The organism is Nocardia sp. GP40 (assembly GCF_050434125.1).
GTDB lineage: Bacteria > Actinomycetota > Actinomycetes > Mycobacteriales > Mycobacteriaceae > Nocardia > Nocardia albiluteola.
In genome coordinates this window covers 191159-207770 of sequence record NZ_JBNPVW010000001.1, presented here as the reverse complement: position 1 = coordinate 207770, position 16612 = coordinate 191159, and the positions used below count along the sequence as shown (strand labels likewise).

Below are 16612 nucleotides of genomic sequence, written 5' to 3'. Positions count from 1 at the left end.
GCTAGAAGGATTCCCACCCGACCGGTCCGGACCACCGGGCCCCGTCGACCGTGACACCCGCGCCGTCGGCCACCCTGCCCACCTGTCGCCAACCGGCCGGAAGATGCTGTCCCGCACGGAATGTCGCGACGAACGCATGGTCCTCGCCCCCGGTCAGGATCCACACCAGCGGATCGGCCCCGAGCGCGGCGGCGACCGGCTCGAGGGCCGCGTCGCGGACCGCGGTCGAGTCGAGATCGACGGCGACAGCGGAGGATTCGGCGATATGCCCGATATCCGCGAGCAGTCCGTCGGAGACGTCGGTCATGGCCGTGATCGGCGCACTCGACGGCAGGTCGAGTACCGCGCGATAGGGCGGGCTCGGAATCCGGTGTGCGGCAACCACGTCCGGGTACGACCCCGGATCGAGCCCGGCCGACAACACGCCCAGCCCGGCCGCCGACCAGCCCAGGCGACCGGCGACCGCGACGACGTCACCCGGCGTCGCACCGGACAGCAGCACCGGCGCGCGCAGCGGATTGCCGAAGGCGGTCACCGAGATGATCAACAGCGGGGCGCGCACCACATCACCGCCGGCGATGGACGCACCCGCGCGCTCGGCCTCGGCCCACATGCCCTCGACGAAGCCGTCCACGAAGGCGACCGGGGTGTCGGCCGGGCAGCCAAAGGACACCACGAACGCACTGGGGGCCGCGCCCATCACCACCACATCGGCGGCGTTCTGCGCGATCGCCTTGGCACCGATGTCACGGGGGCTCGACCAGTCCAGCCGGAAATGCCGATCCTGCACCAGCATGTCGGTGCTGACCACGAATTGCCCGGCCGGTGCGGCCACGACCGCGGCGTCGTCGCCGGGACCGAGCAGCACCCCGGGAACCTGGGTGCGACCGGCGTTCATCCGCGCGATCAGCCCGAACTCGCCCAGCTCACGCACGGTGCCGGTGCTGCGCTCAGTGATGGCCGTCTCCTTTCGTCAACCGCGCCGGGGATCGCGGACGTCCGCGAGGCTACCCTCGAACCCGAAACCGATGATCACCAGCCACGATCCGGGCACCGAGACGAATGGAGACGATTCGCGGATGAGCAGCGAGACGGACCGGCCGGGCACGGCCGAGATCACCGACGACGTCGCGAAGGCCGATCCCGCCGCCGCGTCGTCCGACCGCTACAGTGTCGACGACGACGGCCCGAAGCGCTCCCCCGCGCTCATCGCCACCGCCGTTGCCCTCCCGGTCGCCCTGATCATCGCCGTCCTGATCATCGCCGTGTTCCAGGGCAGCCACGTCACGCGCGATCCGCTGGCCCTGGGCTCGGTCCCGCAGCCCGCGTCCTCGGGCCCGGGCTGCACCGCCCTGCTCCCGGCCCTGCCCGCCAAGCTCGGCGACTACACCCGGTCCGAACTGGCCAAGCCCGCTCCGCCCGCGACCGTGGCCTGGCAGCTCCCCGACGGCGGCGATCCGATCGTGTTGCGCTGCGGCCTGGACCGCCCGGCGGAATTCACCAAGGCGGCCGCCCTGCAGGTCGTCAACGGCGTCAACTGGTTCGAGGTGCGCGACCCGGCCAGCGGCAACACCTCCGGCACCTGGTACATCGTGGACCGCAGCACCTACATCGCGGTCACGATGCCCGACAAGGCCGGACCGACGCCGCTGCAGGATCTTTCGAACACCGTCACCAAGGTGCTGCCCGCGCAACCGCTCGACCCGGGCCCGATCCCGAGCTGACCCGGTACCGGGAATTCAGCGCAGCCCGGTGCCGCGGGCCAGTGCCGTCTCCACGAGGGTGCCGACCAGCGCGGCGTTGTCGATGCCGGTGGCCTCCCACATGCGCGGGTACATCGAGATGGCCGTCATGCCGGGCATGGTGTTGATCTCGTTGATCACCGGGCCGTCCGCGGTCACGAAGAAGTCGACGCGCGAGAGCCCCTGGCAGTCCAGGGCGCGGAAGGCACGCACGGCCATGTCCCGAACCTGTTGCGTGAGGTCGTCGTCCAGCTTTGCCGGAATGTCGAACTCGCATACGTCGTCGAGGTATTTGGTGTCGAAGTCGTAGAAGTCCGGGGCCGCGGTCGCGGACTCGTCCGGCATCCGGATCTCGGCCAGGACACTGGCCTGTACCCGGCCGTCGGGAAATTCCAGTACGCCGCATTCGATCTCGCGCCCGGCGATGGCCGCCTCCACGATGACTTTCGGATCGTGCTCTCGCGCAACGGCGATGGCCTCCTCCAGCCGATCCCAGGCATCCACCTTGGTGATGCCGATGGACGAGCCGCCACGCGCGGGCTTGACGAAGACCGGAAGGCCCAGGCGGGCGCGTTCCTGCTCGCTCAGGGTCGCCGTGCCGGGCCGCAGGACGACGTGGTCGCCGATCGGAATCCCCTCGGCGGCAAGCAGCTTCTTCATGAACTCCTTGTCCATGCCGGTGGCGCTGGCCAGCACGCCCGGCCCGACGTAGGGCAGCGAGGCCATCTCCAGCAGGCCCTGCACCGTGCCGTCCTCGCCGAACGCCCCGTGCAGCACCGGGAACACCACCTCGACCGCGCCCGGGCCCTCACCGCCGCCGAGCGGGAGCAGGCTACCCCCGCGCGTGGGATCCGCGGCGAGCACCAGTTCGGTGCCGGAGCCGTCCACCGACGGCAGCGCGCGGTCCGCGATGGCCAGGGCACGCGCATCGGATCCGCTCAGCACCCAGGTCCCGTCGCGGGTGATGCCGATCGGCACGGCCTCGTACCGTTCGGGGTCGAGGTTGCGCAGCACGAAGCCGGCGGACACACACGACACCGCATGCTCGTTGCTGCGGCCGCCGAAAACCACCGCGACCCGAATCCGGTTACTCATGCCCGGAACCGTACCCGCAGAACGGCGAGATAATCATTCGGGCTTGATGCTGCGGCCCAGCAGCCACCCGACCGCGTCGGCCACCGACAACCCCTCGTGACAGACCTGGTGCACCGAGGTCGTCAGCGGCATCTCCACGCCGTGGCGTTCGGCCAGGGCCCGGATCGAAGTGCAGGACTTCACGCCCTCGGCGACCTGACCGTGGGTGGCCTGCTGCGCGGCCTCCATCGATCCGCCCGCGCCCAGCACGTGCCCGAAGGACCGGTTGCGCGACAGCGGTGAGGTGCAGGTGGCGACCAGATCGCCGACCCCCGCCAGGCCCGCCAGCGTCACCGGATTGGCCCCGAGCGCGACGCCCAGGCGGATGATCTCGGCCAGCCCGCGGGTGATGAGGCTGGCGATCGAATTGTCGCCCAGGCCCATTCCCGAGGCGATTCCACAGGCCAGCGCGATGACGTTCTTGCAGGCGCCGCCGATCTCGCAACCGATCACATCGGTGTTGGTGTACGGCCGGAAATAGCCGGTGGCGCAGGCGCGCTGGACGAGTTCGGCGCGCGCGGTGTCGCTGCAGGCCACCACCGAGGCGGCGGGCTGCTCGTCGACGATCTCACCCGCGAGATTCGGCCCGGACAGCACCGCGATCCGGCCCGCGTCCGCCCCGGTGACCTCGGCGATGACCTCGCTCATCCGCATCAGCGTGCCGGTCTCGATGCCCTTGGCCACGCTGAGCAGCGTGGCGTCGGGGCTGATCGCCGCGCGCCAGTTCGCGAGATTCTCGCGCAGCGACTGGGCCGGGACGGCCAGCACGACGATCTCCGCGCCGTCGAGCGCGGCCGCGTAGTCGTCGGTCGCCCGCACCCCGTCCAGGCGCGCATGGCTCAGATAGGCCGGGTTGTGGTGCTCGGTGGCCAGCACCTTGGCCACCTCCGGCCGCCGGGCCCACATCGTCACCTCGGTGCCCGCGTCGTTCAACACCTTCGCTAATGCGGTGCCCCACGATCCCGCACCCATCACTGCCGCACTGGTCACGAATCCGATAGTGCCATCAGTTCCCCCGGCCGCGCTGCGATACCCGACGGTTCGCCGCTCGCGCCGTCGCGTACGGCATGACATCCACCACAGCGCCGGACATGCGACGATGGGCGCATGCGTCCGGATGCCGTCCACGCCGTGATCGCGGTGAAGAACCTCGAGCGTGCCAAGAGCCGACTCGCCGACGAGCTGCCGCCCGCCGACCGGTCCCGGCTCGTGCTGGCGATGCTGTCCGACACGGTGAATGCCGCGCTTGCCGCGGGCATCGGCTCGGTCACCGTCGTTACGCCAGATCCCCTGGTGGCCGCCGCGGTGCGCGCGCTGGGGTGCGTCGCGCATCCGGATCCCGCCGCGGGCACCGACCTGCTCAACTCGGCCCTCGCCGACGCGGCCGCGGCCGTGCGCGGGCGCCACGGCGCGGTCGATCTGCTTGCCCTGCAGGCGGATCTGCCGGCCCTACGGCCGGCCGAGCTCGCCGACGCGCTGGACACCGCGCCGGCGACGGGCCGGGCGCTGGTGGCCGACCACACCGGCCGGGGTACCGCGGCCCTGCTGGTGCGCGACGGCACCGCACCGCTGGCCCCGCTGTTCGGCCCGGATTCCGCCCGCCGCCATGCCGACTCGGGCGCAAAGGATCTCGTCGGCGATTGGCCGGGTCTGCGGCTGGATGTCGACACCGCCGCGGACCTGAACGCCGCGCTGAGCCTCGGCGTGGGTCCGGCCACCACCGCACTACTGCAGGACATCGGGTGGCCCCGCCGCGTTCACGAACAGCTCACACGGAGGTGCGACACGGGTCATATGTGTGCTCAATAATTTGTAAGCCAAGTAATTGCTATCTATTGCGTCGATGGGGGAACCGGCGGCACCCGCTTCAGACATAAGGAATGATTGTGACCGTGCCCATGAGCGATACGGAGACCGTCCAGTCTCAGCGACTACCCGCCGCGCCGCCCGCGGCCGCGCAGCCGGCCACCAGCACCGCACTGCCGCAGTTGCCCGTCGATCGCTATCTCAACCGGGAGTTGAGCTGGCTGGACTTCAACGCCCGCGTGCTCGCCCTGGCCGAGGACCGTTCCGAACCGCTGCTCGAGCGCGTGAAGTTCCTGGCCATCTTCGCCTCGAATCTCGACGAGTTCTACATGGTCCGGGTGGCCGGGCTCAAGCGCCGGGCCGAGGCCGGGCTGTCGGTGCGTTCGGCCGACGGCCTCTCCCCGACCGAGCAGCTGGGCCTGATCGCGGCCGCCACCCAGGAGCTGGCCTCGCGGCACGCCCGGTTGTTCCTGGACGAACTGCAGCCCGCACTGGTCGAGCAGGGCATCGCCATCATCGGCTGGGCGAATCTGGACGACGATGAGCGCCAGCGTCTTTCGGGATATTTCCAGGACCAGGTCTTCCCGGTGCTGACCCCGCTGGCCGTGGACCCCGCGCACCCGTTCCCCTACATCAGCGGCCTGAGCCTGAATCTCGCTGTGACGGTGAAGGATTCCGAGACCGGCGGCGAGCACTTCGCGCGCGTGAAGGTGCCGGACAATGTGGACCGGTTCGTACGCGTGCGCCGCAGCGCCGCGACGCAGGGCGCCCGCACCTCCTCGATCCGGGAGGCCGACGCCGCCGCCGGATCCAGCCTGGCCGCATTCCTGCCGATGGAGGAGTTGATCGCGGCGCACCTGGATCAGCTGTTCCCGGGTATGGATGTGGTGGAACATCATTCGTTCCGTATCACCCGCAACGCCGACTTCGAGGTGGACGAGGACCGCGACGAGGATCTGCTGCAGGCCCTGGAGCGGGAACTCGCCCGGCGACGGTTCGGATCTCCTGTGCGCCTGGAGGTTTCCGACGACATGACCGAGCACATGCTCGATCTGCTGCTGCGCGAGCTCGATGTCGACCCCGGCGATGTCATCCAGGTGCCCGGTCTGCTGGATCTGTCCTGCCTGTGGCAGGTCTACGGGGTGGACCGGCCCGCGATCAAGGACGCGCCGTGGGTGCCGACCACCCCGCCCGCATTCGGTGAGAGGGAAACGCCCCGAAACGTTTTCGCCGCCCTGCGCGAGGGGGACGTGCTCGTCCACCACCCGTACGACTCGTTCTCCACCAGCGTGCAGCGATTCATCGAGCAGGCCGCCGCCGATCCGCAGGTGCTGGCGATCAAGCAGACGCTGTACCGCACCTCGGGCGACTCCCCCATCGTCAACGCGCTCATCGACGCCGCCGAGGCCGGCAAGCAGGTCGTGGCCCTGGTGGAGATCAAGGCCCGCTTCGACGAGCAGGCCAACATCAAATGGGCGCGCGCCCTGGAACAGGCGGGCGTGCACGTGGTCTACGGCCTGATCGGGCTCAAGACGCATTGCAAGACCTGTCTGGTGGTCCGGCGCGAGGGCGCCACCATCCGCCGCTACTGCCATATCGGCACCGGCAACTACAACCCGAAGACCGCGCGCCTCTACGAGGACGTCGGATTACTCACCGCGGCACCGGAAATCGGCGCCGACCTCACTGACCTGTTCAACTCGCTGACCGGATACTCCCGTAAGGCCACCTACCGGAACCTGCTGGTAGCGCCCAGCAGCGTGCGCTCGGGCATCATCGAGCGGATCCAGCGCGAGACCGAGCTCGCCGAGCAGGGCCACGACGCCCGAATCCGGATGAAGGCCAACGCGATCGTCGACGAGCAGGTGATCGACGCGCTGTACCGGGCGTCGCAGGCCGGGGTGCCGGTGCAGATCGTCGTGCGCGGCATCTGCGGGCTGCGCCCGGGCGTGCCGGGCATGAGCGACAACATCGAGGTGCGCTCGATCCTCGGCCGCTTCCTCGAGCATTCCCGCGTCATGCATTTCCAGGCCCAGGACGAGTACTGGATCGGCAGCGCGGACATGATGCACCGCAACCTGGACCGGCGCGTGGAGGTCATGGCGCAGGTGAAGGATCCCCGGCTGTGTGACCAGCTGGCCGTGGTCTTCGATTCGGCCCTGTATCCGGCCACCCGCTGCTGGGTGCTGCGGCCCGACGGTACCTGGCAGGCGCATCCGACCGAGGCCGAGGTCATCCAGCAGGGCGAACAGGTGCGCGACCACCAGGAGTACATGATGCGCCTACGGCGGCCGGGCCAGCAGTGAGTGGAGCGCAGCGGAGCGAACCATCGGGCGGGCGTGCATCACGCACGTCGGAGCCGAGCGCCAGCGAGGCGGAGACGTGAGCGGTTCGGCAACACCGGATCCCGGGGACGTATCCATATCCGATCCCCGGGTGACCGCGAATATTCTCGGCGCCGGTGCTGTCGTGTGGCGGCGCCGGCGCGGCGGTGCGGTCGAGGTGGCGGTGGTGCACCGCCCCAAATACGACGACTGGTCGCTGCCCAAGGGCAAACTGGACCCCGGCGAGACCCCGATGGTCGCGGCGGTGCGCGAGGTGGCCGAGGAGACGGGGCTGAATACCCGCCTGGGCCGCTATCTGGGCAGCGTCACCTACCCGGTGCCCGGACATCGCAAGCTCAAGCGGGTGGATTACTGGGTCGCCACGATCAACGACGGCGAATTCACCAGCAATTCGGAAGTGGACGAATTGCATTGGTACAACTTGGACGGGGTAATGGGCGCGCTGTCCTATCCGATGGATCGCTCCATCATCCGCCAGTTCCTGCGTCACCCCCCGGATACGGAAACCCTCCTACTCGTCAGGCACGCCAAGGCGGGACGCCGGGACCGCCTGTCCGGTCCGGACGACGACGAGCGCCCGCTCGACAAGACCGGCAGGGCACAGGCAATGGCCTTGGTCCCCAGCCTGATGGCCTTCGGCCCTACCGAGGTTTCCGCGGCGCCGGTGCAGCGCTGCGTGCAGACCGTCGAACCGCTGGCCGAGGCGCTCGACGTGAGCATCGCCGCCGAACCCCTCTTGACCGAAACCGCTTATGCCGCAGGGCCGGACGCCGCCCTGAAGCGGGTTCGGCAGCTGGTGTCGCCGGGTGCGGTGCCGGTGATCTGCAGTCAGGGCAAGGTGATTCCGCCACTGCTGGCCGAGTGGGCCGAAATCGATGACGTCACACTGCCTCCCGCACGCAATCGCAAGGGCACCGTGTGGGTGCTGTCGGTGGCCAACGGCCGCCTGGTGGCAGCGGACCATCTCGACAGGTCGCTGCGCGAACGCTGAATCCGCTCTGGGAGACCAAGTTCCGGGCGGCCGTCCAGGAAAGATCAGGCCTGACACACCAATCGGCCCCGACTGCCATGCAGCCGGGGCCGTTCTCGGTTCGGTCTCAGCGACGCTTGGTGGCGGTCCGCTTGGCCGCCGCCTTCTTGGCGGGCGCCTTCTTCGCCGTGGTCTTCTTGGCGGTGGCCTTGGCGGCCGCCGCCTTCTTCGCGGGCGCCTTGGCGGCCACGGTCTTCTTGGCGGTGGTCTTCTTGGCCACCGTCTTCTTCGCCGCGACCTTCTTGGCGGGCGCCTTGGCGGCGGTCTTCTTCGCGACAGCCTTCTTGGCGGCCGTGGTCTTCTTGGCGGCCGTCTTCTTGGCGGCTGCCTTTCTGGCGGCGGTCTTCTTCGCCGCGCCCGACACCGGTGCTGCCACACCGCGTTTCACGGCCGGACCGGCCGCTGCGATCTTCTGCTTCCCAGCGATGATCGCCTTGAACTGCGCACCGGGACGGAACGCAGGGACCGAAGTGGGCTTGACCTTCACGGTTTCGCCGGTACGCGGGTTACGCGCCACTCGCGCAGCGCGCTTGCGCTGTTCGAACACACCGAAACCGGTGATGGTGACGCTGTTGCCCTTGTTCACCGCGCGCACGATCGTGTCGACAATCTGCTCGACTGCCGCAGTGGCCGTGCGCCTGTCAGTACCCAACTTTTCGGTCAGAACGTCGATCAGTTCCGCCTTGTTCATTGAATCCTCCGCAGACTAATGGCCCGTCGTCGGACCGACTAGGTACCACGGTAAACCTTCAATGGGCAAGAGTCTATGTGCCACGCCAAATTTCATGTGGTGTGGCACACGCACAGCTACCGCGATTGGTAGCTCCCAGCTAACGCCCAGTCCGATTACGCCCGCGAAATTGGCTCCGGAATGGTCTTGGGTTTCCAACCGGGCCTACCCTTTTCGAACCCGTCGATCGCGTCTTCCTGACGCAGAGTCAGGCCGATGTCGTCCAGTCCCTCCAGCAGCCGCCACCTGGTGTAGTCGTCAATTTCGAAGGGCAACACGACGGTTCCGAGGGTCACGGTGCGCGCCTCGAGGTCGACGATCAATTCCTGACCGGGCTGTTCCTCGAGCATCTTCCAGAGCAATTCGACATCATGTTGTGACATCCGCGCGGCCAGCAGTCCGCCCTTACCGGCGTTGCCACGGAAGATGTCGCCGAAGCGCGAGGAGATGACGACCCGGAAGCCGTAATCCATGAGTGCCCAAACGGCGTGTTCGCGTGAGGATCCCGTACCGAAATCCGGACCGGCCACCAGGACACTACCCCGGTTGAACGGCTCGGTGTTGAGAATGAAGCTCGGATCCGAGCGCCAGGCCGCGAACAGGCCGTCCTCGAATCCCGTTCGGGTCACCCGCTTCAGATAGACCGCGGGGATGATCTGGTCGGTGTCGACATTGGACCGGCGCAGCGGCACCCCGATCCCCTTGTGCACCTTGAAGGCTTCCATGAGTTCTCCTGAGTAGGTAGGGACGGTCAGTTCAGATCGGCCGGTGAGGACAGCGTTCCGCGCACCGCCGTCGCCGCCGCGACCAGCGGCGAAACCAGGTGCGTACGGCCGCCTTTGCCCTGCCGGCCCTCGAAATTGCGGTTGGAGGTCGACGCGCAGCGCTGACCGGGGGAAAGTTGATCCGGATTCATACCCAGGCACATCGAGCAACCCGCCTGCCGCCATTCCGCGCCCGCGGCGGTGAAAATCTCACCCAACCCCTCGGACTCGGCCTGTGCGCGCACCCGCATCGAACCCGGCACGATCAGCATTCGGACGCCGTCGGCCACCTTGCGGCCCTGCAGCACCCCGGCCACCGCCCGCAGATCCTCGATCCGGCCATTGGTGCACGAGCCGACGAATACGGTGTCGACCGACACCTCACGAAGTGGAGTACCGGGCTCCAAATCCATATAGCGCAGCGCCTTCTCGGCGGTCTCGCGCGCGGTTTCGTCGGCCATATCGGCAGGATTCGGCACCGCCGCGCCCAGCGGAACGCCCTGTCCCGGGTTGGTTCCCCAGGTCACGAACGGTGTCAGGGCCGAAGCATCGATGTGCACCTCGGCGTCGAACTCGGCGCCCGGCTCGGTCGCGAGGGCATCCCAGGCCGCCACGGCCGCATCCCAATCCGCGCCCCGGGGCGCGTGCGCGCGGCCCTTCAGGAACTCGTAGGTGGTCTCGTCGGGAGCCACCATGCCCGCCCGCGCGCCCGCCTCGATGGACATGTTGCACATCGTCATCCGCGCCTCCATCGACATGGCGCGCACGGCCTCGCCGCGATACTCGATCACGTAGCCCTGGCCGCCACCGGTGCCGATCTGGGCGATCACCGCCAGAATGACGTCCTTGCTGGTCACCCCGTCGGGCAGCGCGCCGTCGATGTTGACCGCCATGGTCTTGAACGGGCGCAACGACAGCGTCTGGGTGGCGAGCACGTGCTCGACTTCGCTGGTGCCGATGCCCATCGCCAGTGCGCCGAAGGCGCCGTGCGTCGAGGTGTGCGAATCGCCGCAGACCACGGTGGCACCGGGCTGGGTCAGGCCCAGCTGCGGGCCGACCACGTGCACGATGCCCTGCTCGATATCGCCCATCGGATACAGGCGGACACCGAATTCGTCGCAATTGCGCCGCAGCGTCTCGACCTGGATGCGAGAAACGGGATCGGCGATCGGCTTATCGATATCAACGGTCGGGACGTTGTGGTCCTCGGTCGCGATGGTGAGATCGGGCCGGCGCACGGGCCGACCGGCCGCACGCAGGCCGTCGAAGGCCTGCGGACTGGTGACCTCGTGCACCAGGTGCAGGTCGATGTAGATGAGGTCGGGCTCGCGCGCCTCGCCCTCGCCCGCGCCGCGGGCGACGACGTGCTGGTCCCAGACCTTTTCCGCCAGTGTGCGTGGCCGCTCGGCCATAACCGCTGACTCCCTTCGCTAGCCATCCGCGCCGCCGTGGGCCGGCGACGCGATCTCGGATGGGTGTGTCCCGAATTTGCATATCTCACTATTCGGGACGCTAATATCGCTTTATGAGACAGCATAGCGGTATCGGGGTGCTCGACAAAGCCATGGCCGTGCTCTACGCGGCCGCCGAGCAGCCGTGCGGGCTCAACGAGTTGTGCGCGCGGACCGGCCTGCCCCGCGCCACCGCGCACCGCCTCGCGGTCGGGCTGGAGACCCATCGCCTGCTCGCCCGCGACGGCAACGGCCTGTGGCGACCCGGACCCGCACTGTCGGAGCTGGCCACGACCGCCGCGGACCCGATCGTGGAGGCCGCGGCCGCCATCCTGCCGCGGTTGCGGGAGATCACCGGGGAGAGCGTGCAGCTGTACCGGCTGGATGGGCATTCGCGGGTGGCGGTCGCGGCGCTGGAGCCGTCGTCCGGGCTACGGGACACCGTCCCCGTGGGCGCGCGCCTGCCGCTCACCGCGGGTTCGGCGGCCAAGGTCCTGCTGGCCTGGGCGGATCCGGAAACGCAGCGCAGCGTGCTGGCCGACGCGGTCTTCGGCGAGCGGGCGCTGACCGAGGTCCGCAGGCGCGGCTGGGCGCAGAGCGCGGCGGAGCGCGCGGCCGGGGTGGCCAGCGTCTCCGCGCCGGTGCGCGATTCGGCGGGCAACGTGGTGGCGGCGGTGTCGGTGTCGGGCCCGATCGACCGGATGGGACGTCGTCCCGGCGCGCGCTGGGCGGCGGATCTCGTGGCGGCCGCCGACGCCCTGCACAAGCGGTTGTGAGGTACCCCGGGCAAGGCCGTGACCAGGTCCGCGAATACCCGCACTCGATGTGACGAAGACCGCTGTGAGCGGCGCCATACGCCGTAAATTACAGTCGGATCATGGGAGTCAATCAACGCGCACAGATCGTGATGTCGGACGACGAGATCACCGATTTCCTGGGCCGCAGCCGCATCATCACGCTGGCAACCCTCGGGTCCACGGGCCTGCCGCACCTGACGGCCATGTGGTACGGCGTGGTCGACGGCGAGATCTGGTTCGAGACCAAGGCCAAGTCGCAGAAGGCGGTGAACATCCGCCGCGACCCGCGCGTGACGGTGCTGATCGAGGCGGGCGACAGCTACGACCAGCTGCGCGGGGTGTCCATCGAGGGCCGCGCGGAGATCATCGACGACACCGAAGCCCTGTTCAAGGTCGGCGTGAGCGTCTGGGAGCGCTACACCGCCCCCTACACCGAGGAAATGCGCCCCTACGTGGAGCAGATGCTGAACAAGCGGGTCGCGGTCCGCGTGATCCCCGAACGCACCCGCAGCTGGGACCACCGCAAGCTGGGCCTGCCGGCTATGGCTCCGGGCGGCTCCACCTGGCAACAGGATTGAGCTGGCAGCAGGATTGAGGAAGACCGGCCCAAGCGAGGAATCCCGGCACTACCAGCTGAGGTAACCGATCCCGATGCATCTCAGCTGTACCGCCCAACCCCGATGCCCCGATGTCACTCAACCGAGTCCGGTATCCCCAAACGCAACCCGCCCAACTTACGTGCCCAGCGGGAAGCGGGGGGTCCGGGGGGGGCGAAGCCCCTCCGGGCCGGGGGCGTGGGGCGCCCCCACAATAATGACGAAACAAACCAGGCTCATGCTCTCCATGAGCATGAGCCTGGGATTTGTGTAGTCCCGACGGGATTTGAACCCGCGCTACCGCCTTGAGAGGGCGGCGTCCTAGGCCGCTAGACGACGGGACCTCGGACGAGTGTTGCCAACCGAAGCTGGTTCCCACCGCCAACCGAGCTGACGGTGAGCACACTCTGCTGGGGTACCAGGACTCGAACCTAGAATGGCTGAACCAGAATCAGCTGTGTTGCCAATTACACCATACCCCAATGACCTGGGCTTTCGGCCTCCAACCCGTGGGCTGGGGGCTTGTTTCCGGGCCGCGGAGAAGATTACCAGCCCACTACCGGGATTTTCCAAATCGCCTGGTCAAAGCCGGTAGTGGGCGGCATATTCGCCTCAGCCGCGCGCGGCGGCCGCGTGCAGCCGCCGCATGGTGATCTCGCGCCCGAGCAGTTCCAGCGACTCGTACAGCGGCGGGCTGATGTGTGAACCCGTCACCGCAACCCGCACTGGCGCGAACGCCTTGCGCGGTTTGAGGCCCAGATCGTCCACCAGAGCCGTTTTCAGCGCCCCCTCGAGCGCGGTTGCCGACCAGTCGGAAACGCCCTCCAGCGCCTTGATGGCGGCCTGCAACACCGGTGCGGCGTCGGCGCCCAGATTCTTTTCCGCGGCGGCCTCGTCGACGCGGAACTCCGAAAGGGGCACGAACAGGAACTTCAGCAGATCCCAGGCATCGCCGAGAACCACGATCCGGGTCTGCACCAACTCCGCGGCGGCCGCGAAAAGCGCGTCGTCGACCTCGGCCCCGATGTGGCCCTGACCGGTCAGGTAGCTGCGAAGTCGACGGGCGAAATCAGCGGGCTCCAGCAAACGAATGTGCTCGGCGTTGATCGCGTCGGCCTTCTTCTGGTCGAACCGGGCCGGATTCGAATTTACTTTCGATATATCGAATGCCGCGACCATCTCTTCCATCGAGAAGATGTCGCGGTCCTCACCGATGCCCCAGCCCAGCAAAGCCAGGTAATTCAGCAAACCCTCGGGAATGAATCCCCGGTCGCGGTGGACGAACAGATTCGACTCGGGATCCCGCTTGGACAACTTCTTGTTGCCCTGCCCCATCACGAACGGCAGATGACCGAACTGCGGGGTGAACTCGGCGACCCCGATCCGCTGCAGGGCCTCGTACAGGGCGATCTGCCGAGGGGTGGAGGACAGGATATCCTCGCCACGCAGCACGTGCGTGATCTTCATCAGGGCGTCGTCGACCGGGTTCACCAGCGTGTACAGCGGGTCCCCGTTGCCCCGGGTGATGGCGAAGTCGGGGACCACCCCGGCCTTGAAGGTGGTCTCGCCGCGCACCAGATCGTGGAAGGTGATGTCCCGCTCGGGCATCCGCAGCCGGAGCACCGGGGCGCGGCCCTGGGACTTGAAATCGGCGATCCGCTCGGCGGTGAGGTCGCGGTCGAAGTTGTCGTAGCCCAGCTTCGGATCGCGCCCGGCCGCGCGGTGGCGGGCCTCGACTTCCTCTGGGGTGGAGAACGATTCGTACGCCTCGCCCGCCTCCAGCAACCGGCGCACCATATCGAGATGAATCTCACGCCGCAGCGACTGCCGGTATGGCTCATATGGGCCACCGACCTCGGGCCCCTCGTCCCAAGTGAGACCGAGCCAGCGCAACGCGTCCAGCAGCGCGCGATACGATTCGTCGGAATCGCGTGCGGCATCGGTATCTTCGATGCGGAAGACGAACGCGCCGCCGTGATGGCGGGCGAACGCCCAGTTGAACAGCGCCGTCCGGATCAAGCCGACGTGCGGCGTGCCGGTCGGCGACGGGCAGAATCGGACCCGTACGTCTGTCATATCCCTACTTTCGATCAGCGTTTGGCGGCAACGGGATTGGTGAGGGTGCCGATGCCCTCGATCGTCACGGAGACGTTCTGCCCCTCTTTCATCGGACCCACGCCCTCCGGGGTGCCGGTGAGAATGACATCACCGGGCAGCAGCGTCATCACCGTGGTGATCCACTCGATCAGCTTCGGAATATCGTGCAGCAGAAGTGATGTCCGGCTGCGCTGTCGAACCTCGCCGTCGAGTTCGGTGATGATCTCCAGATCTGTTGGGTCCAGCTCTGTTTCGATCCATGGCCCGAGCGGGCAGAAGGTGTCGTATCCCTTGCCGCGGGTCCACTGGCCGTCGTGGCGTTGCTGGTCGCGGGCGGTGACATCGTTGGCGACCGTATAGCCGAGGATCACCTCGCGTGCCCGCGCGGCCGGCACGTCCTTGCAGGGGCGGCCGATCACGATCGCCAGTTCGCCCTCGTAGTCGACCTGAGAGGAACTGGGCGGCAAGACGATTGCGGCGTTGGGACCGGCGATCGCGGTGTTGGGCTTGAGGAAGATCACCGGATCGGCGGGCGCCTCACCGCCCATCTCCCGGGCGTGTGCGGCGTAGTTCTTGCCGATGCACACCACCTTGCTGGCGAGGATCGGCGCCAGCAACCGCACATCCGCCAGCGGCCAGCTGCGGCCGGTGAAGGTGGGGGTGCCGAACGGGTGTTCGGCAATTTCCCGGGCCGTGGAATCGGGGCCCGCTCCCTCGATGCTCACGAACGCGACCCCATCGGGGCTGGCAACTCGACCTAGACGCATGGCTCGCAGTCTATCCACCTGGCGGTATGGACCAAACCACCCGGTCGGCGGGGCACGGGCGTTCGCATTCGTGCGGGTTGCGGTGTACGGTGAGCCAGTGTTTCACAGGGTAAGACTGTGATCCCATTATATGAGATAGAGGTGAGGAAATGGCCCCCGTGATCCAGGAGCGCACCACCCGACGGTGGACCATGCTCGCCCTGGGAGTCTTCGCGCAGGCCGCCAGCGCGGTCATGAGCAACGGCGCACCTTTCCTGTTGCCCGCCTTGACAGCTCGCGGAATGCCTTTGGCCACAGCCGGTCTACTGGTGGCCATGCCTATGGTCGGGATGGTGTGCACCCTGGTGGCCTGGGGGTACGCGGTGGACCGGTTCGGCGAGCGCACCGTGCTGATCGTCGGCCCCGCGGTGATGTTCGCCGCAGGCGCTGCGGCCGCGACCACGACGAATTACGTTGCGCTGGGGGCATTGCTGCTGCTGGCCGGCATCGGCGCGGCCAGCACCAACGGCGCCAGCGGCCGGGTCATCGCGGGCTGGTTCCCGCCCGACCAGCGCGGACTGGCCATGGGAATCCGGCAGACCGCCCAGCCGATCGGCGTGGGCATCGCGGCCATGGCGATTCCCGCAATCGCTGCGGCGCACGGGTTTTCCACGGCCGTGCTGGTACCGGCACTGATGGCGGGCGCGGCCGCGATCGGCTGTGCGATCGGGATCGTCGACCCGCCCCGGCCGGAACGCTCCGGCGCACAGTCGAATTCGGACAACCCCTATCGCGGGGACTCGACATTGTGGCGCATTCACGCCGTTTCGGTGCTGCTGGTGATCCCGCAGGCCACCGTGTGGACGTTCGCACTGTTGTGGCTGAACCACGACGTCGGTTTGTCCCTGCCGGTGGCGGGCGCGCTGGTCACGGTCACCCAGGTGCTGGGTGCGGCCGGGCGGATCGGCGCGGGCAGGTGGTCCGACAAGGTCGGCAGCCGCCTGCGCCCGCTGCGGACCGTCGCGACCGCCGCGGTCGTGTCGATGGCCGCCCTGGCCGCCGCGGCCTGGCTGCACTGGTGGTGGGCCGCACTGCCGATCCTGGTGGTGGCCTCGGTGATCACCGTTGCGGACAACGGCCTGGCCTTCACCGCGGTCGCCGAGATCGCGGGCCCGTTCTGGAGCGGCCGCGGCCTGGGCATTCAGAACACCGGTCAGTATCTGGCCACCGCCGCGGTGGCCCCGGCCTTCGGCGCCCTCATCACCGCCGCGGGGTTCCCGGCGGCCTATCTGGCGGCGGCCCTGTTCGCGGTCGCCGCGGTCCCGCTGGTCCCCCGCGACCGCCGCTAGTACGAACGGTATACGGACGAAAGGC

General features: G+C 68.2%; 15 protein-coding genes and 2 tRNA genes. 7 read left to right on the top strand and 10 right to left on the bottom strand.

What is annotated here, in order from left to right; all coding sequences use genetic code 11:
* Window position 1: 1 nt before the first annotated feature.
* A complete protein-coding gene (locus ABH933_RS00910; protein ID WP_429415620.1) occupies window positions 2–958 on the bottom strand; it encodes a thiamine-phosphate kinase in 957 nt (318 codons plus the stop codon).
* A gap of 121 nt (window positions 959–1079) precedes the next feature.
* Between ABH933_RS00910 and ABH933_RS00905 the strand changes: the two genes are divergently transcribed.
* The gene (locus ABH933_RS00905) at window positions 1080–1724 is read left to right on the top strand and encodes a DUF3515 domain-containing protein (RefSeq protein WP_429413962.1); all 645 of its coding nucleotides are present in this window, start codon (window positions 1080–1082) and stop codon (window positions 1722–1724) included.
* Between the two features lie 15 nt (window positions 1725–1739).
* Here ABH933_RS00905 and ABH933_RS00900 read toward each other — a convergent pair whose 3' ends face one another.
* Together ABH933_RS00900 and ABH933_RS00895 are read right to left on the bottom strand one after the other, a co-directional pair.
* Window positions 1740–2837: a D-alanine--D-alanine ligase family protein gene (locus ABH933_RS00900; RefSeq protein WP_215918680.1), complete on the bottom strand. Its 1098-nt coding sequence runs from the start codon at window positions 2835–2837 to the stop codon at window positions 1740–1742.
* A gap of 33 nt (window positions 2838–2870) precedes the next feature.
* Window positions 2871–3866: an NAD(P)H-dependent glycerol-3-phosphate dehydrogenase gene (locus ABH933_RS00895; protein WP_429413959.1), complete on the bottom strand. Its 996-nt coding sequence runs from the start codon at window positions 3864–3866 to the stop codon at window positions 2871–2873.
* 117 nt (window positions 3867–3983) lie between these two features.
* Here ABH933_RS00895 and cofC point away from each other — a divergent pair, with 117 nt between their 5' ends.
* The 3 genes from cofC (at window position 3984) to ABH933_RS00880 (ending at window position 8018) form a co-directional block, all read left to right on the top strand.
* Window positions 3984–4685, top strand: a complete 702-nt coding sequence (gene cofC / locus ABH933_RS00890) for a 2-phospho-L-lactate guanylyltransferase (RefSeq protein ID WP_429413956.1) — start codon at window positions 3984–3986, stop codon at window positions 4683–4685.
* 89 nt (window positions 4686–4774) lie between these two features.
* Window positions 4775–6988: an RNA degradosome polyphosphate kinase gene (locus tag ABH933_RS00885; protein ID WP_429415617.1), complete on the top strand. Its 2214-nt coding sequence runs from the start codon at window positions 4775–4777 to the stop codon at window positions 6986–6988.
* A gap of 130 nt (window positions 6989–7118) precedes the next feature.
* Window positions 7119–8018 (top strand): NUDIX hydrolase, encoded by a 900-nt coding sequence (locus tag ABH933_RS00880; protein ID WP_429413953.1) that lies wholly within the window; start codon window positions 7119–7121, stop codon window positions 8016–8018.
* Window positions 8019–8124: 106 nt separating this feature from the next.
* Here ABH933_RS00880 and ABH933_RS00875 read toward each other — a convergent pair whose 3' ends face one another.
* The 3 genes from ABH933_RS00875 to leuC all read right to left on the bottom strand — a co-directional run bounded on the left by ABH933_RS00875 (window position 8125) and on the right by leuC (window position 10963).
* Window positions 8125–8748, bottom strand: coding sequence for an HU family DNA-binding protein (locus ABH933_RS00875; RefSeq protein ID WP_429413950.1), 624 nt, complete (start codon window positions 8746–8748; stop codon window positions 8125–8127).
* A 155-nt stretch (window positions 8749–8903) separates the two neighbouring features.
* Complete coding sequence (leuD, locus tag ABH933_RS00870; RefSeq protein WP_215918675.1) at window positions 8904–9512, bottom strand: 3-isopropylmalate dehydratase small subunit; 609 nt, start codon at window positions 9510–9512, stop codon at window positions 8904–8906.
* A gap of 26 nt (window positions 9513–9538) precedes the next feature.
* On the bottom strand, window positions 9539–10963 hold the full coding sequence (gene leuC, locus ABH933_RS00865; protein ID WP_215918674.1) for a 3-isopropylmalate dehydratase large subunit: 1425 nt from the start codon (window positions 10961–10963) through the stop codon (window positions 9539–9541).
* Between the two features lie 113 nt (window positions 10964–11076).
* Here leuC and ABH933_RS00860 point away from each other — a divergent pair, with 113 nt between their 5' ends.
* Together ABH933_RS00860 and ABH933_RS00855 are read left to right on the top strand one after the other, a co-directional pair.
* Window positions 11077–11778: an IclR family transcriptional regulator gene (locus tag ABH933_RS00860; RefSeq protein ID WP_215918673.1), complete on the top strand. Its 702-nt coding sequence runs from the start codon at window positions 11077–11079 to the stop codon at window positions 11776–11778.
* A 101-nt stretch (window positions 11779–11879) separates the two neighbouring features.
* The gene (locus tag ABH933_RS00855) at window positions 11880–12377 is read left to right on the top strand and encodes a pyridoxamine 5'-phosphate oxidase family protein (protein WP_215918672.1); all 498 of its coding nucleotides are present in this window, start codon (window positions 11880–11882) and stop codon (window positions 12375–12377) included.
* 289 nt (window positions 12378–12666) lie between these two features.
* Here ABH933_RS00855 and ABH933_RS00850 read toward each other — a convergent pair.
* From ABH933_RS00850 to ABH933_RS00835, 4 genes are all read right to left on the bottom strand, one after another.
* Window positions 12667–12739: transfer RNA gene (locus tag ABH933_RS00850), tRNA-Glu, on the bottom strand.
* Between the two features lie 66 nt (window positions 12740–12805).
* A tRNA-Gln gene (locus tag ABH933_RS00845) sits at window positions 12806–12877 on the bottom strand.
* Between the two features lie 130 nt (window positions 12878–13007).
* Window positions 13008–14471, bottom strand: a complete 1464-nt coding sequence (gene gltX, locus ABH933_RS00840) for a glutamate--tRNA ligase (RefSeq protein ID WP_429413945.1) — start codon at window positions 14469–14471, stop codon at window positions 13008–13010.
* 14 nt (window positions 14472–14485) lie between these two features.
* The gene (locus ABH933_RS00835) at window positions 14486–15259 is read right to left on the bottom strand and encodes a fumarylacetoacetate hydrolase family protein (RefSeq protein WP_215918670.1); all 774 of its coding nucleotides are present in this window, start codon (window positions 15257–15259) and stop codon (window positions 14486–14488) included.
* 149 nt (window positions 15260–15408) lie between these two features.
* On the opposite strand from ABH933_RS00835, the gene ABH933_RS00830 reads away from it, so the two are divergent.
* Window positions 15409–16587, top strand: a complete 1179-nt coding sequence (locus ABH933_RS00830) for an MFS transporter (protein ID WP_429413941.1) — start codon at window positions 15409–15411, stop codon at window positions 16585–16587.
* Window positions 16588–16612: the final 25 nt, after the last annotated feature.

What these genes read in the sequence shown, in the direction of transcription:
- ABH933_RS00905 (WP_429413962.1), top strand. Translation starts at nt 1,080, where the DNA reads ATGAGCAGCGAGACGGACCGGCCGGGCACGGCCGAGATCACCGACGAC.
- ABH933_RS00900 (WP_215918680.1), bottom strand. Translation starts at nt 2,837, where the DNA reads ATGAGTAACCGGATTCGGGTCGCGGTGGTTTTCGGCGGCCGCAGCAAC.
- cofC (WP_429413956.1), top strand. Translation starts at nt 3,984, where the DNA reads ATGCGTCCGGATGCCGTCCACGCCGTGATCGCGGTGAAGAACCTCGAG.
- ABH933_RS00885 (WP_429415617.1), top strand. Translation starts at nt 4,775, where the DNA reads ATGAGCGATACGGAGACCGTCCAGTCTCAGCGACTACCCGCCGCGCCG.
- ABH933_RS00875 (WP_429413950.1), bottom strand. Translation starts at nt 8,748, where the DNA reads ATGAACAAGGCGGAACTGATCGACGTTCTGACCGAAAAGTTGGGTACT.
- leuD (WP_215918675.1), bottom strand. Translation starts at nt 9,512, where the DNA reads ATGGAAGCCTTCAAGGTGCACAAGGGGATCGGGGTGCCGCTGCGCCGG.
- leuC (WP_215918674.1), bottom strand. Translation starts at nt 10,963, where the DNA reads ATGGCCGAGCGGCCACGCACACTGGCGGAAAAGGTCTGGGACCAGCAC.
- ABH933_RS00860 (WP_215918673.1), top strand. Translation starts at nt 11,077, where the DNA reads ATGAGACAGCATAGCGGTATCGGGGTGCTCGACAAAGCCATGGCCGTG.
- ABH933_RS00855 (WP_215918672.1), top strand. Translation starts at nt 11,880, where the DNA reads ATGGGAGTCAATCAACGCGCACAGATCGTGATGTCGGACGACGAGATC.
- gltX (WP_429413945.1), bottom strand. Translation starts at nt 14,471, where the DNA reads ATGACAGACGTACGGGTCCGATTCTGCCCGTCGCCGACCGGCACGCCG.
- ABH933_RS00835 (WP_215918670.1), bottom strand. Translation starts at nt 15,259, where the DNA reads ATGCGTCTAGGTCGAGTTGCCAGCCCCGATGGGGTCGCGTTCGTGAGC.
- ABH933_RS00830 (WP_429413941.1), top strand. Translation starts at nt 15,409, where the DNA reads ATGGCCCCCGTGATCCAGGAGCGCACCACCCGACGGTGGACCATGCTC.